Origin of the sequence: Nocardioides sp. (assembly GCF_036374615.1) — a bacterium.
Classification (GTDB): Bacteria; Actinomycetota; Actinomycetes; order Propionibacteriales; family Nocardioidaceae; genus Nocardioides.
The window spans coordinates 1-14,061 of sequence record NZ_DASUTK010000120.1 but is presented as its reverse complement, the minus strand read 5'-3'; the positions used below and the strand labels follow the sequence as shown (position 1 = coordinate 14,061).

Annotated in this window: 12 protein-coding genes; 8 read left to right on the top strand and 4 right to left on the bottom strand. The window is 71.6% G+C overall.

Annotated features, from left to right (window positions below):
- Positions 1-2,367, top strand: a 2,367-nt coding sequence (gene pcrA / locus VFZ39_RS09840) for a DNA helicase PcrA (protein WP_414690284.1), incomplete at its 5' end; no start/stop codon positions are given.
- Between the two features lie 113 nt (positions 2,368-2,480).
- Here pcrA and VFZ39_RS09835 read toward each other — a convergent pair.
- The gene (locus VFZ39_RS09835) at positions 2,481-3,185 is read right to left on the bottom strand and encodes a M23 family metallopeptidase (RefSeq protein ID WP_330865565.1); all 705 of its coding nucleotides are present in this window, start codon (positions 3,183-3,185) and stop codon (positions 2,481-2,483) included.
- Positions 3,186-3,500: 315 nt separating this feature from the next.
- Between VFZ39_RS09835 and VFZ39_RS09830 the strand changes: the two genes are divergently transcribed.
- Positions 3,501-3,917: a cobalamin B12-binding domain-containing protein gene (locus tag VFZ39_RS09830; protein WP_330865564.1), complete on the top strand. Its 417-nt coding sequence runs from the start codon at positions 3,501-3,503 to the stop codon at positions 3,915-3,917.
- A gap of 27 nt (positions 3,918-3,944) precedes the next feature.
- On the opposite strand, the gene VFZ39_RS09825 is transcribed toward VFZ39_RS09830, so the two are convergent.
- Positions 3,945-4,736 (bottom strand): SDR family NAD(P)-dependent oxidoreductase, encoded by a 792-nt coding sequence (locus VFZ39_RS09825; RefSeq protein ID WP_330865563.1) that lies wholly within the window; start codon positions 4,734-4,736, stop codon positions 3,945-3,947.
- A gap of 71 nt (positions 4,737-4,807) precedes the next feature.
- Here VFZ39_RS09825 and VFZ39_RS09820 point away from each other — a divergent pair, with 71 nt between their 5' ends.
- From VFZ39_RS09820 to VFZ39_RS09800, 5 genes are all read left to right on the top strand, one after another.
- Positions 4,808-5,248 carry an SRPBCC family protein gene (locus tag VFZ39_RS09820; protein WP_330865562.1) on the top strand — a complete coding sequence of 147 codons (441 nt, stop codon included), beginning with the start codon at positions 4,808-4,810 and terminating at the stop codon, positions 5,246-5,248.
- Positions 5,245-6,843 carry an NAD(P)/FAD-dependent oxidoreductase gene (locus VFZ39_RS09815; RefSeq protein ID WP_330865561.1) on the top strand — a complete coding sequence of 533 codons (1,599 nt, stop codon included), beginning with the start codon at positions 5,245-5,247 and terminating at the stop codon, positions 6,841-6,843. The genes VFZ39_RS09820 and VFZ39_RS09815 overlap by 4 nt, the downstream gene beginning before the upstream one ends.
- Before the next feature lie 228 nt (positions 6,844-7,071).
- Entirely contained in the window at positions 7,072-8,235 is a 1,164-nt protein-coding gene (gene sucC / locus VFZ39_RS09810; protein ID WP_330865560.1) for an ADP-forming succinate--CoA ligase subunit beta, read from the top strand.
- Positions 8,236-8,263: 28 nt separating this feature from the next.
- The gene (gene sucD, locus VFZ39_RS09805; protein ID WP_330865559.1) at positions 8,264-9,172 is read left to right on the top strand and encodes a succinate--CoA ligase subunit alpha; all 909 of its coding nucleotides are present in this window, start codon (positions 8,264-8,266) and stop codon (positions 9,170-9,172) included.
- Between the two features lie 31 nt (positions 9,173-9,203).
- Positions 9,204-9,857, top strand: coding sequence for a hypothetical protein (locus tag VFZ39_RS09800; protein WP_330865558.1), 654 nt, complete (start codon positions 9,204-9,206; stop codon positions 9,855-9,857).
- 6 nt (positions 9,858-9,863) lie between these two features.
- Here VFZ39_RS09800 and VFZ39_RS09795 read toward each other — a convergent pair whose 3' ends face one another.
- Entirely contained in the window at positions 9,864-11,195 is a 1,332-nt protein-coding gene (locus VFZ39_RS09795; protein ID WP_330865557.1) for a hypothetical protein, read from the bottom strand.
- A 55-nt stretch (positions 11,196-11,250) separates the two neighbouring features.
- Complete coding sequence (locus VFZ39_RS09790) at positions 11,251-13,086, bottom strand: hypothetical protein (protein ID WP_330865556.1); 1,836 nt, start codon at positions 13,084-13,086, stop codon at positions 11,251-11,253.
- A 91-nt stretch (positions 13,087-13,177) separates the two neighbouring features.
- Here VFZ39_RS09790 and VFZ39_RS09785 point away from each other — a divergent pair.
- On the top strand, positions 13,178-14,061 hold an 884-nt coding region (locus VFZ39_RS09785), incomplete at its 3' end, for a DUF6350 family protein (RefSeq protein WP_330865555.1).

The window sequence follows — 14,061 nt, the reverse complement described above, 5'->3', positions numbered from 1 at the left end:
GCCGCCGACGAGGGCGGCGTCGAGGGTGAGCGGACGACCCGCCGGGGGCCGACGCCTGAGGAGCTGCTCGAGGGGCTCAACGAGCAGCAGCGTGCGGCCGTCGTCCACGCCGGCGCACCGCTGCTGGTGGTGGCCGGTGCGGGGTCCGGCAAGACCCGGGTGCTCACACGGCGGATCGCGTGGCTGATCACCGAGCGCCAGGCGCACCCCGGCTCGGTGCTGGCGATCACCTTCACGAACAAGGCCGCCGCCGAGATGAAGGAGCGGGTCGAGGCGCTGGTGGGGCGGCGGGCCCGGATCATGTGGGTCAGCACGTTCCACTCGGCGTGCGTGCGGATCCTCCGCAAGGAGATCGACAAGCTGGGCTTCAAGTCGTCGTTCTCGATCTACGACGCTGCCGACTCCAAGCGGCTGATGACGTTGGTCGCGAAGGACCTCGAGCTCGACCCGAAGCGGCACCCGCCCAATGTCCTGCTCCACTGGATGTCCAACCACAAGAACGAGCTGCGCGACCACGAGGAGGCGGCCCGCGAGGCTCGCAACCACTTCGAGGAGTCCTGCGCCGCGGCGTACGCGATCTACCAGCGCCGCCTCAAGGACGCCAACGCACTCGACTTCGACGACCTGATCATGACGACGGTCCACCTGTTCCAGGCGTTTCCCGACGTGCGGGAGAGCTACCGGCGCCGGTTCCGCCACGTCCTCGTCGACGAGTACCAGGACACCAACCACGCTCAGTACGCCTTGATCCACCAGCTCTGTGCCGACGACCCCGAGGACCTCGACCCCGAGGCGGAGCGGGTCGAGCCGAGCGAGCTGATGGTCGTGGGCGACGCCGACCAGTCGATCTACGCGTTCCGGGGCGCGAGCATCCGCAACATCCTCGACTTCGAGCAGGACTTCCCGAACGCCGAGACGATCATGCTCGAGCAGAACTACCGCTCCACCCAGACCATCCTCAACGCCGCCAACGCCGTCATCACGCACAACAAGGGCCGCAAACCGAAACGGCTCTGGTCCGACGCGGGCGCCGGGGAGCGGATCGTGGGGTACGTCGCCGACGACGAGCACGACGAGGCCCGCTTCGTCTCCGACGAGATCGACAAGCTCACCGACCAGGCGGGCGTGCGGGCCGGAGACGTCGCGGTCTTCTACCGCACCAACGCGCAGTCGCGGGTCTTCGAGGAGGTGTTCATCCGGACCGGTCAGCCCTACAAAGTCGTTGGCGGCGTGCGCTTCTACGAGCGGCGCGAGGTGCGCGACGCCTTGGCCTACCTGCGGATGCTGGTCAACCCCGCCGACGAGATCTCGCTGCGTCGGATCCTCAACACACCCAAACGCGGGATCGGCGACCGGGCCGTCGCGTGCGTCACCGTTCTCGCCGAGCGGGATCGGATCACGTTCTGGGACGCGCTGCGCCGGTCGGACGAGGCGCCCGGGCTGGCGTCCCGGTCGCACAACGCGATCACCGGCTTCGTCGCGATGGTCGAGGAGCTCCAGTCGATGGTCGAGGCGGGGGAGCGACCCGACGTCGTGCTCGAGTCGGTCCTCGACCGCTCCGGCTACCTCACGGAGCTCGAGGCGTCCGACGACCCGCAGGACGAGACCCGGCTGGAGAACCTCGCCGAGCTGGTGGCGGTCGCGCGCGAGTTCGCCGACGACCCCGACGCCGCTGCCCTCGGGGGCGGCACCGGTCTCGACCAGTTCCTCGAGCGCGTGTCCCTGGTCGCCGACACCGACCAGATCCCCGACGAGCCCGGTGACAACGACACCGGCGTCGTCACGCTGATGACCCTCCACACCGCCAAGGGACTCGAGTTCCCGGTGGTGTTCCTGACCGGCTTGGAGGACGGGGTCTTCCCGCACGCCCGCTCCCTCGGCGACCAGCCCGAGCTCGAGGAGGAGCGCCGGCTCGCGTACGTCGGGGTCACCCGCGCCCAGCAGCGGCTCTACCTGTCGCGGGCCGTCGTCCGCTCCTCGTGGGGCGCGCCGTCACACAACCCGGCCTCGCGGTTCCTGGACGAGATGCCGGTCGACCTCGTCGACTGGCGGCGTACCGAGGCGGCCCAGAGCCAGTGGCACCGCCCGGACCTGACGGTCGGGAGCCGTTCCTGGGGCTCGCCCACCCCCGCCGGTCGACGGAACTTCTCGGCCGCCGCGGCGCGGGCCGATGCGGCCTCCAAGGCGAGGTCCACCCGCGACATCCCCTCGCTCGACCCCGGCGACCGCGTGCAGCACGACAGCTTCGGCCTCGGCACGGTGGTGGCGCTGGAAGGCGCCGGTGACAAGGCGGTCGCGTCGATCGACTTCGGCAGCGAGGGCGTGAAGCGGCTGCTGCTGCGGTACGCGCCGGTCGAGAAGTTGTGAGGCGCGGAGCGCCGAAGAACTGCTGATGGTGGTCGAGCAAGGAGTCGTCGGCTGAGCCTGCGAAGCCGGCGAACCGACGCGTCGAGACCCGGTGTCGTGCCGACGAGACTCGACTACGGGGTGACGCCGTGCACGATGAACGCGGCGTACGGATCCACCGGGTCACCGCCGCCGGGGCGGACCTCGATGTGCAGGTGGGAGCCGGTGACGTTTCCGGTGGAGCCGATGGCGCCGATCACCTCACCGGACCGGACTTCCTCGCCCTCGCTGACCCCGAAGCTGCTCTGGTGGCAGTACCAGATCTCGGTGCCGTCCTCGAGGGTGACGACGGTCTTGTTGCCGTAGGAGCCGTCGTAACCGACGGAGGTGACCACGCCGTTGGCGATCGACATGAACTCCTGGCCCTCGTACCCGTTGAAGTCGAGGCCGGTGTGGTAGCTGGCCCAGAGACCGTACTCACCGAAGGTGGCCGTCGTGACCGACGGGTTGACCGGAAGCACCCAGCGGTTGAGCGCGATCTTCTTCGACTGCCGCTCCGCCAGCGCGGCGAACTCGGCCAGGGCCGCGTCGCGCTGCTTCGACAGCTCCTCCGCCTCGGCGACGAGGGGCGAGTCGGCGGCGCTCGCGAGAGCCTGGCGGTCAGAGCTGCGTGACACCGTCCTGCGGCCGGACAGCAGGTCGTTCCTGGACTGGCCGGTGGCACCGCCGAGGGCACTGGCCGCCATCACGCGGTCGTCGGACGCGACGGTGAGTGCCGGGTCGGACACGACAACGGCGCCGCCCGCCGAGACGGTCAGCGCCGCGATGCCGAGAACCACGGGAACCGGGGGGAGGCCGCGGAACAGCGGGCCGCGTGAACCGGAGTGCCTGCTGGCCTTGCGCCGACCGGGAGCAGAACCCGCGACAGGCGCTGGAGGCGCTGCGGGCGCCGCCAGGGTCGCCGAGCGGCCACGGCTCAGGCCGCGACGATCCGCCCGATGGTTTCCCATCCGTGTGTGCTCCCAATGTGTCGGGGGTGGAGACAACGAGCAGAGACTGTAACGGATGGGTCACGGCAGGGGAATTCCTGGTGTCCCATTGTGGATGACGTGCGAGGAGGAACGGTCGGTATCCGGGTCGGTTAGCCTGCGGCCATGAGCGTTACCACGCCCGAGCCCGGCCGGATCCGGATCGTGGTGGGCAAGCCCGGTCTCGACGGCCACGACCGTGGCGCCAAGATCGTCGCTCGCGCGCTGCGAGACGCGGGGCACGAGGTCATCTACACCGGCCTGCACCAGACGCCCGAGCAGATCGTCGAGACCGCGATCCAGGAGGACGCGGACCTGATCGGCCTCTCGGTCCTCTCGGGTGCCCACATGACGCTGTTCAGGCGGCTGCTGGAGCTGCTCGCCGAGAGGGACGCCTCCGACATCGTCGTCTTCGGCGGCGGGATCATCCCCGACGAGGACATCCCCGTCCTGGAAGAGCTCGGCGTGGCCAAGGTGTTCACGCCCGGAGCGGCCACCCACGAGATCACGGGCTGGGTCGCCGAGCACTTCGCCCACGCGTGACGCGGCCCCGGAGCGGCGGACCGGGCTCTACTCCTGAGGCGGGCCCACGCGCTCGGTCTCGCGAGAGGCGATCGCGGCCCCCAGGCGGTCCGGCACGAACCCGGAGAACATCGTCTGCACCCGGTGGAACAACCGGCCACCCACGACCATGTCCCGGCCGCGCATCATCGCCTCGTACCCCTGCCGGGCGACGGTCTCCGCACTGGCCTGCGGTCCTTGGGCGACCCGCGCCTCCTCCATATCGTTGCGACGGAAGAACGAGGTCGCAGTGGGCCCCGGCAGCAACGACGTGACCGAGACGCCGGTGCCGCGCAGGTCGTGACGCGCGGCTTCGGCGTAGCTGTGCACGAACGCCTTGGAGGCGGCGTACGCGGCGTGGCCCGGGCCCGGCGCCTTGCCGGCGATCGAGGCGACCATCAGCATCCGACCTCGGCCCGCGGCCGCCATGTCACGCGCCAGGAGTACGGCGAGATGGACCGTCGAGCGCACGTTGAGGTCGACCACCCGCAGCTGGGTGTCGAGGTCGACCTCGTCGAACCGGCCCCAGACCCCGATGCCCGCGTTGAGCACGGCAACGTCGACCGATTGTCCGAAGCCGTGCGCCATGTCGTGAAGCCGGTGGACGGCCTGCGGGTCCGCGAGGTCGACCACACAGGCTTCCGCCCTGCGACCGGTGCCGTCGAGCTCTTTCGCCACGTCGTGCACGGCGGGCTCGTCCGCCGCGAGTAGCAGGTCGTACCCCTCCGCAGCGAGGAGGCGGGCGAAGGCGGCACCGATGCCCGTCGAGGCACCGGTGACGAGTGCGAGAGGTCGCGTCATGACCGGCCTCGTACCCGCCCCGGGTCCGATGATGCCCGGCATGAACGGTCCGGCCCCGGGTACCGGTTCTTATGCAGTCCACGTCCCGCGTCATCGCGACCGACATCGACACCGTCTGGTCGGTGCTCGCCGACGGCTGGCTCTACCCGCTGTTCGTCGTGGGGGCCTCTCGGATGCGTGAGGTCGACGACAGCTGGCCCGAGCCGGGATCGCGGCTGCACCACTCCGTGGGCAGCTGGCCGGCCCTGATCAACGACCACACGACCGTGCTGGCCGCCGAGCCGCCGTCGCGGTTGCGGCTGCGGGCACGCGCGTGGCCGTCCGGGGAGGCGGAGGTCGAGTTCCTGCTCGAGCCCGAGGGGACCGGCACCCACGTGGAGCTGCGCGAGGACGTCGTGGCGGGGCCTGCGACGCTCATCCCGGCGGTGGCTCGACACCCGCTGCTGGGCTGGCGCAACACGGAAACGCTGCGGCGTCTGGCGTACGTCGCGGAGCGCCGCGGCACCCGATGACGGTCCACGACGCCGTCGTCGTCGGAGCCGGGCCGAACGGCTTGGTGGCAGCCAACCTCCTGGCAGATGCCGGCTGGTCGGTGCTCGTGCTCGAGGAGCAGCCGACGCCCGGCGGGGCCGTCCGTAGCGATCGCGACGTGCACGAGGGCTTCGTGCACGACACCTTCAGCGCGTTCTACCCGTTGGGGGCGGCCTCGCCGATCCTGGCGGGCCTGGAGCTGGAGGCGCACGGGCTCCGGTGGACGCACGCGCCGGCCGTCCTCGGGCACGCCACCGAGGGACGGTGGACGATGCTCTACCGCGACCGCACGCGCACTGCGGCAGCACTCGACGAAGCGGCGCCGGGCGACGGAGAGTCGTGGCTCGCGCTGTGCGAGACCTGGGACCGGATCGAGAAGCCGCTCCTGGCGGGACTGTTCACGCCGTTCCCCCCGCTGCGTCCCACGCCGAGGCTGCTCGCGGCGGTGGCACGCACGGGTGGGCTGGACCTGGTGCGCACCCTGCTGCTGCCTGCCGTCGACCTGGCACGTCCCTTCCGCGGCCCCGGTCCCGGCCTGCTGCTCGCCGGCAACGCCGGTCACGCGGACCTGCCGCTGGCCTCACCCGGATCCGGGTTCTTCGGGCTGTTGCTCTGCATGCTCGGGCAACGGGTCGGGTTCCCGGTGCCGGTCGGTGGGGCCGGGATGCTCACCGGGGCCCTGGTGTCACGGCTGACGGGCAGCGGCGGGCAGGTCGAGTGCGGTCGCGCCGTGACGAGGGTGCTCGTGAAGGACGGCAGGGCAGCCGGGGTCGCGACCAGCGACGGTGAGGAGCACCTCGCAGGGCGGGCCGTCCTTGCCGACACCTCGCTCCCGGCCCTGGCCGGCAGTCTGCTCGCGGCCGAGGAGCTGCCGCCCCGGCTGGCCCGGCAGATCAGCGGGTTCCGGCTGGACCCCGGCACGGTCAAGGTCGACTGGGCCCTGTCCGGCGCGGTCCCCTGGGCCACACCCCCTCCGGCGGCGCCGGGCACCGTGCACGTCTCCGCCTCCGTCACTGAGATGACGACGGCGCTGACGCAGGTCGCCGCTGGTGCCGTCCCGTCCGCTCCGTTCCTCCTCGTCGGCCAGATGACCACGGCCGACCCGACCCGCTCGCCGCCCGGGACCGAGTCGATGTGGGCGTACGCACACGTTCCGCAGCCGGACGAGACGGTCACCGACGCCGGGAACGGCGGGATCCGCGGCGCGTGGGACCACGACGAGTGCCAGCGCTTCGCAGACCGGATGCAGGCCCAGATCGAGGCCCTCGCTCCCGGTTTCTCCGAACGGATCCTCGCCCGCCGGGTCCTCGGGCCGCGCGAGCTCGAGTCGCGCAACCGCAACCTGGTCGGCGGCGCCCTCAACGGCGGCACCGCCCAGCTGCACCAGCAGCTCGTGTTCCGTCCGGTTCCGGCGATGCGCGGGCGGACGGAGACCGGGGTGCCGGGGCTCTACCTCGCCTCGGCCGCTGCGCACCCCGGGGGAGCGGTGCACGGCGCCCCCGGTCATGCCGCGGCCCGTGCCGCGCTGGCGCACGACCGACTGGCGCGGTGGCGGCCCGGCCGCAACCCCCGTTGAATCGCGCGCTTGCGGCTGTTGAGTCGCGTGCGAGCGGCCGTTCGTTCGGTGCCTGCGGCTCTCGAGTGCCGCTCCCGTGCGACTCGAGTGCCGCAGTCCCGCGCGACTCAAGTGCCGCCCGGTGACCGCACAGCCGCCGACCCGACCTGCCGCCCACCGCTTCGCGCGGCTAGGGTGCAAAGCGCGAACACCCCCGCTCTCGTCGACACGACAAGGACTGGTCGGACAGTGGACTTGATGGAGTACCAGGCGAAGGAGCTCTTCGCCAAGCACGGCGTGGCCGTCACGCTCGGCACGACCGTCATGACGCCCGAGGACGCCCGCGCGGCGGCCGAGGAGATCGGCGGCGTCAGCGTCGTCAAGGCCCAGGTCAAGGCCGGCGGCCGCGGCAAGGCCGGCGGCGTCAAGGTTGTCAAGACTCCCGAGGAGGCCGAGGAGGCGGCTCGCGCGATCCTCGACCTGGAGATCAAGGGTCTTCCGGTCAACCGGGTCCTGGTGGTGCCCGGCGCCTCGATCGAGGAGGAGTACTACTTCTCCTACCTGCTCGACCGCGCCAACCGCTCCTACCTGTGCATCGCCAGTGTGGAGGGCGGCGTCGAGATCGAGGAGGTCGCCAAGACCAACCCGGACGCCGTGAAGAAGATCCCGATCGACGCGCTCACCGGGGTCGACGCGGCCAAGGCGGAGGCGATCGTCGACGAGGCCGGCTTCCCCGCGCCTCTGCGCGACCAGGCGATCCAGATGCTCCAGCAGCTGTGGGCCGTGTTCGTCGAGGAGGACGCCACGCTGGTCGAGGTCAACCCGCTGGCCCGGCTGACCGGCGACAAGCTGGAGGCACTCGACGGCAAGGTGTCGCTCGACGACAACGCCGACTTCCGGCACGAGGACCACGCTCGCTTCGAGATCCGCGAGGAGTCCGACCCGCTCGAGTCCAAGGCCAAGGACAAGGGCCTCAACTACGTGAAGCTCGACGGCCAGGTGGGGATCATCGGCAACGGCGCCGGACTGGTGATGTCGACCCTCGACGTCGTCGCGTACGCCGGCGAGCGGCACGGGGGAGTCGAGCCGGCCAACTTCCTCGACATCGGCGGCGGGGCGAACGCGCAGGTGATGGCCGACGGCCTCGACGTGATCATCCACGACGAGCAGGTCAAGAGCGTGTTCGTGAACGTGTTCGGCGGTATCACCGCCTGCGACGAGGTCGCCAACGGCATCAAGGGTGCGTTGGAGATCCTCGGCGACGAGGCGACCAAGCCGCTCGTCGTACGGCTCGACGGCAACAACGTCGCCCAGGGCAGGGCGATCCTCGACGAGCTGAACCACCCCCTGGTGACCCAGGTCGCCACGATGGACGGCGCGGCCGACAAGGCCGCCGAGCTGGCGAACCGCTGAGACGGCGACGAGACGGAGAGCGAAGAAGATGTCGATCTACCTGAACAAGGACTCCCGGATCATCGTCCAGGGCATGACCGGAGGCATGGGTTCGAAGCACACCACGCTGATGCTGGACGCCGGTTCGAACATCGTCGGTGGCGTCAACGCCCGCAAGGCGGGCACGACGGTGGAGCTCGGTGGTCAGGAGCTGCCGGTCTTCGGGACGGTCGAGGAGGCGATGAAGGAGACCGACGCCGACGTGTCCGTCGTGTTCGTCCCCCCGGCCTTCACCAAGGACGCCTGCATCGAGGCGATCGACGCGGGCATCGGCCTGTTGGTCGTGATCACCGAGGGCGTGCCGGTCCAGGACTCCGCTGCGGTGTTCGCCTACCTCCAGGGCTCCGGCAACCACGCGGGAACGCGGATGATCGGGCCCAACTGTCCGGGTGTCATCACGCCAGAGGAGTCGCTGGCCGGCATCACACCCCACACGATCGCGGGCAAGGGCCCGATCGGCCTGGTCTCCAAGTCGGGCACCTTGACCTACCAGATGATGTTCGAGCTGCGGGACTTCGGTTTCTCGACCGCGATCGGCATCGGTGGCGACCCGATCATCGGCACCACCCACATCGACGCGCTCGAGGCGTTCGAGAACGACCCCGACACCGAGGCGATCGTGATGATCGGTGAGATCGGCGGTGACGCGGAGGAGCGGGCTGCGGCGTACATCAAGGACCACGTGACCAAGCCGGTGGTCGGGTACGTCGCCGGCTTCACGGCACCCGAGGGCAAGACCATGGGTCACGCCGGCGCGATCGTGTCAGGTTCCTCCGGCACCGCCGCCGCGAAGAAGGAGGCGCTCGAGGCGGCCGGGGTCAAGGTGGGCAAGACGCCCTCGGAGACCGCCGACCTGATGCGGGCCATCCTGAAGGAACGGGGCGTCGAGGCGCGCTGAGCCCGCGCTCGTGCACGCTGTGAGGGCGTTGGTGCTTCCGAGCCCCTTCCTGCCCGAGGTGGCCTACGAGCCGTGGGTCGCGGCCTTGCGAGCCGACGGGCTCGACGCCGTCCTGGCACCTGTCCCACGACCGCCGGACGCATCGACGCTGGTCGAGGTCTGGGCCCGCCTGACGCAGCCCGGCGCGGTCCTGCTGCCGCACAGCAACGCCGGCTACCTGGCTCCGGTGGTGAGCGGCGCGTGCGGTGGCGCTCCGATCGTCTTCGTCGACGCGGCCCTGCCCGAACCCGGGCCGGTGACCCGGCTGGCACCTGCGAGATTTCGCGACTTCCTCGACGGCCTTGCCGATGACGAGGGTCTTCTCCCACCGTGGACCCGCTGGTGGCCGCGACCGGACTACGCCGACTCGCTGCCCGGTGACTGGTTCGAGCGGATCGATGCGGAAGCACCCCAGGCGCCGATGTCGTACGTCGACGCCGAGGTCACGCTGCCGCCCGCCTGGGAGGGCGGCTCGCGCGCCTACCTCGCCTTCGGCGAGACCTACGCAGCGGAGCTCGACCGAGCGGAGGGTGCCGGCTGGCCCACCCGCCGGCTCGAGGGCGGCCACCTGCACTGGCTGGTCCGACCCGAGGAGGCTGCGGCGGCCGCAGCGGAGCTGATCGAGGCTGCAGGAGTCAGCACCTAGGCGCAGTCAGCAGCCGGCCTCTGTGAAGCCGCACATCGCGGACACGACCGCAGCCGACTCGACGATCTGTGCGTCGACCTGCTCGTCGGCGAAGTCCCGGCTGCCCTCGTTGCTGGCCTGGTCGATCAGCACCGCCCGGCCCAGCCGGGTCACGTGCACGAGGGTGAGGCCCACGCCGGGCGAGCCGTCGTACTCGCTCCACCGCAGCAGGGCCCATGACTCACCTCCCACCCCGGTCGGGCGGACCGTGTTGACCGACGCGTAGCCGTCGTCGTGCTCCTGGCGGGGGCAATCGCGCCAGAAGGACAAGAGCGAGCCGGTGAAGACGACCGCGGCCTCGGCGTCCTCGAACGTGATGAGCTCGCGGGCGCGGTGGTCCTCGACGTTGTTCCAGTCGGCGCGCAGCCGGTCGCGGGCGCCAGTGGGAGTGAAGGACGCGCCGCACATGTCCCAGGTCAGTGGCTCGAGGGAGCGGTTCGGTCCGCGCAGCCCGTGCTGCGGTCCTGGTTCGGCAGCGTCGTCGTCGGGCCAGCCGGCCGCGAGCGGGAACGAGTCGGGGATGTCGCTCGCCACGGCGCAGCCGACCGCGCTGAACCCGCACATCGCGTCGATGATCGGGGCGATCGTCCGTGCGTGCGAGGCGATGCCCTGTCCGAGCGTCTCGCCGGGCAGGTACTCGCCGCTGCGGGCAGTCACCAGGACGGCGTTGCCGACCCGCACCAGGTGCCAGAACGTGGCGCCGAGGGTCGGCAGCCCGTCGGTCTCGTAGGTGCGGACCACCCGGAGCGCCTCCTCGCCCAGATCGGCGTCGGCCACCTCGATCAGCCACAGAGTGTCGCCGTGCTCTTCCCTCGCGCACGTGTGGGCCGCCTCGCGTGCCGCTACGAGGAGCGAGTGTGCCGCCGCGTCGTCGGCGTACAGGCGCAGGCTGCGGCGGTCAGCGAACTCCGGCCCCGCCGCACCGTCGTGCATGGCGTCGAGGACGCCATCGACCGGGAACACGTCCCCGTCCCTGCCGCAGAACGGCTCGATCACGGCCTGGTGCGAGCGCTCGAAGTCGCCGCCGTCCGCCGGCAGCCCTTCGGCGATGGCGAGGTTGTCCGGGATCGTCGCGGCCCAGGCGTCGTACGCCGCCGGCGTGAACGGGTCCGCCGGTGAGGTGCTCGGACCCGGGGCGCTCGGACCAACCGACCTGGTCGGCGCGCCGTCCGGCTCGGACGGCGCCGCCGGGTCGGGGGTGGTCTGCGGGCCGAAGGGGTCGGTGGCGATCACCGCCACCGGCACGATCACGAGGGCGACGGCGCCGGCGACGAGGCCGGCCACGGCGATGCGGTTCACGTGGCACCTCCTTCGCCGTGGAGACGCAGGGGGACAGCCGGAAGTTGTGGCCTGTCTAGTCCCGCCTCGGCCTGGGCAGGTGCGGCAGCCGGATGGCCGCCCGCTTCGACAGCCACGCGAAGTCGCCCGCCTCGATGAACGCGCCCGGCGCCGGGACGAAGCCGACCTGCCCGACCCTCGTCCGGTCGCGGGCGATCGCCATCAGGTAGGTGACCGACCTCTCGTCGCTCAGCTCGGAGGTGACCCGCCAGATCGTGAGGTCGGTCCTGGCGTCGGAGGACGACTCGAGCTGCTCGACCTCGGCGCCGGGGTCCCGTTCCTCGCACGACGCCATCCGGGCACGCACGGACTTCACGAACTCCTGGGCCCGCGCCTCCTTCATCGTGCCGACCGTCTGCGTGAGCCCGAACGCCTCCGGGAGCCCCGCGCGCGGGATGACGAACGTGCGCGTCATGGCGGTCGAGACCTGCTTCTGCGAGAAGTCGGCCCTGTCGCAGCCCGTGGCGGCCGCGTTGGAACGCGCTTGCAGTGGCGGCGTACCGACCCAGGCCCGGTCGACACCCGCGACCGGTGGCAGGTCGGCCTCGACCAGCAGCCCGGGCATCGCCTGGACCCGCAGCGGAGCGCTCTCGCGCACCTGCGGGTCACTGGCGCAGCGGGCGTTGGGCGTGGCGGTGCACAGTCCGTTGACGGACGCGGCGAGGAAGCCCGCAGCGTCCTTCAGGTCCGGCTCGGCCCCACCGGTGGCGTTGGTCGTGACGATGGTGAGGATCTGACCGGTGCGAGCCACCCCGACGACGTGGGTGGTGTCCGGGTCCTTCCAGCGGCGGAAGTGGAACAGCGTGGCGCGGTCACCGATCCCGGTGACCGTGTGGGTCCCGATCAGCTGGGTCCGGGGAGTCAGGCACGCGGCGTACCACTGGAGCGCGCGGTTCCAGGCCCGTCTCGACGCACGCGTCGTGTCGGACAGCTCGGCGAACTGGACCGCGGACACCGTGGACTCTCCCTTCCCGGGCGAGGCGCTGAACGTCCGGACCATGGTGGCGAGGCCGTCGGGGTCGGCGTACCGCCGCTGCTGACAGGGGGTGACGAGGCCGGAGCCCTCGCTGTTGTCGCCGGTGCGCTTCTCGCGCCAGGAACGGCCGTCGACCAGCAGGCCCAGCTCGTCGCCGGTGAGCAGCAGGTCGGGCGTGAAGGCCACCTCTGGCGAGGTGTCGGCCCCGGCCGCGGTGCGCGCCCCGGTGTCGGCCGGCTGCCGTTGCCCCTCCAGCGTGGCGCCACTGACCAGGCTGCCGGACGCGAACACGGCGGCCACCGCGACCAGGGCGCCGACGAGCGTGTGCGTACGACGACGGGCTGCCCCTGCCCGGCGGACGATGGTCGAGCGCGGCCACCGTGAGTCCTCGACCCGGGCGCGCATCGGCTCGAAGAGCCCCGGCACCTCGTCCGCTGTCACGCCACGGGCGGCCGTGAACCGCTCGGTCGCGGTCGCGAGCTGACGGTCGGACTCGGCGACCGGCACGCCGACCTCGCGGGCCCGCTCCGCGGGCGGGAGCGCGGTCAGGTGGTGGAGCAACAGCGCCTTGCGCTGCGCCAACGAGAGCTTCCCCAGGGCGTCGAACGTTGCCCTCTCGGCGGGCTCCAGGGCCTTGTCGCGGTGCCAGAGGCGGGCGGTGTGCCGGCGCTGCGCCTGCGCCCACGCGTGAGGACGCACCCAGGCCTCGGGGTCGGGCATCCGGCTCACCTTGCGCCAGTGGTGCCACGTGACGATGAAGGAGTCCCGCACCGCCGAGCGAGCAGCCGGAAGGTCACCGGTCAGCGCGTAGGTCTGGAGCAACAGCCGGGTCCTGGTGCGCTTGTAGAACGCGTCGAACTCGTCCGGCTGGATCATGGCTGCCCCACTGTACGAGCGGAGGCGGTGCATATGCACACCGGCGTGGGAGCGCCGAACCGCCTTGCGGCAGCGACAAGATGAGCGAGCCATGACTTCGCTGCTCTCGGCCCCCGCTCGCACCACCGGACCTCGTGGCTCCGTGGCCGACGCCCGCCAGCGGCGCCCGCTCCTGCCCGTCGGGCTGCTCGGCGGCGGACTCGCCGCCGGGGGGCTGCTGGTGCTCTGCCTCGGGCTCGCCGTCACCGGGTGGTTCCTCTCCGACGCGGCATCCCACGGTGCGCCGCGTGACGCGCTCCGGGTCGGGGCGCTGGGGTGGCTCACCGGGCACGGCTCGGGTGTGCGGGTCGACGGCGTGGCGGTCACCGCGATGCCGTTGCTGCTCACGCTGCTCGCCGCCTGGTCCTGCTGGCGGGTCGGCCTACGCGTGGGGCACTCGGTGTCCGGGCACGGTCCGGACGCCGACCAGATCGCCGACGGCGAGCGTGACTGGACCGTGCCGGCCACGCTCGGCTGCTTCGTCACGGGATACCTCGCCGTGGTGTTGCTCACACTCCAGCTCGCCACGACACCTCAGACCGCGCCGGCCGCGGCGCCGGCGGTCGGCTGGTCGTTGCTGCTCGCCGGGGGCGTGGGCGGCTCGGCGATCGCCGTCGGCAGCGGCCGCGCCGCGATCTGGACCGCCTTGCTGCCGGCGAACCTCCGGGCGACCGTGGCCTGCTGTCGGACGGTGCTCCGCACGGTGCTGCTGGTGTCGTTCGCCACGTTCGTGGTGGCGCTCCTGCTCGACACGGCGACCGCGCTCAACGTGCTCGCCGAGCTGCAGATCTCCCAGGGCGAGATGGCCCTCTTCGCCGTGCTCGCGCTGCTGGTGCTGCCCAACGCGACGCTGTTCGCAGCGGCGTACCTGCTCGGCCCCGGCTTCACCGTCGGAGCCCAGACCCTCGTGTCACCCACGCTCGTGGTGACCGGAGC

Bases quoted from the DNA above. Each gene is read 5' to 3' on its own strand.
- VFZ39_RS09830 (WP_330865564.1), top strand. From the start codon at position 3,501: ATGAGCGTTACCACGCCCGAGCCCGGCCGGATCCGGATCGTGGTGGGC.
- VFZ39_RS09825 (WP_330865563.1), bottom strand. From the start codon at position 4,736: ATGACGCGACCTCTCGCACTCGTCACCGGTGCCTCGACGGGCATCGGT.
- VFZ39_RS09820 (WP_330865562.1), top strand. From the start codon at position 4,808: ATGCAGTCCACGTCCCGCGTCATCGCGACCGACATCGACACCGTCTGG.
- VFZ39_RS09815 (WP_330865561.1), top strand. From the start codon at position 5,245: ATGACGGTCCACGACGCCGTCGTCGTCGGAGCCGGGCCGAACGGCTTG.
- sucD (WP_330865559.1), top strand. From the start codon at position 8,264: ATGTCGATCTACCTGAACAAGGACTCCCGGATCATCGTCCAGGGCATG.
- VFZ39_RS09790 (WP_330865556.1), bottom strand. From the start codon at position 13,086: ATGATCCAGCCGGACGAGTTCGACGCGTTCTACAAGCGCACCAGGACC.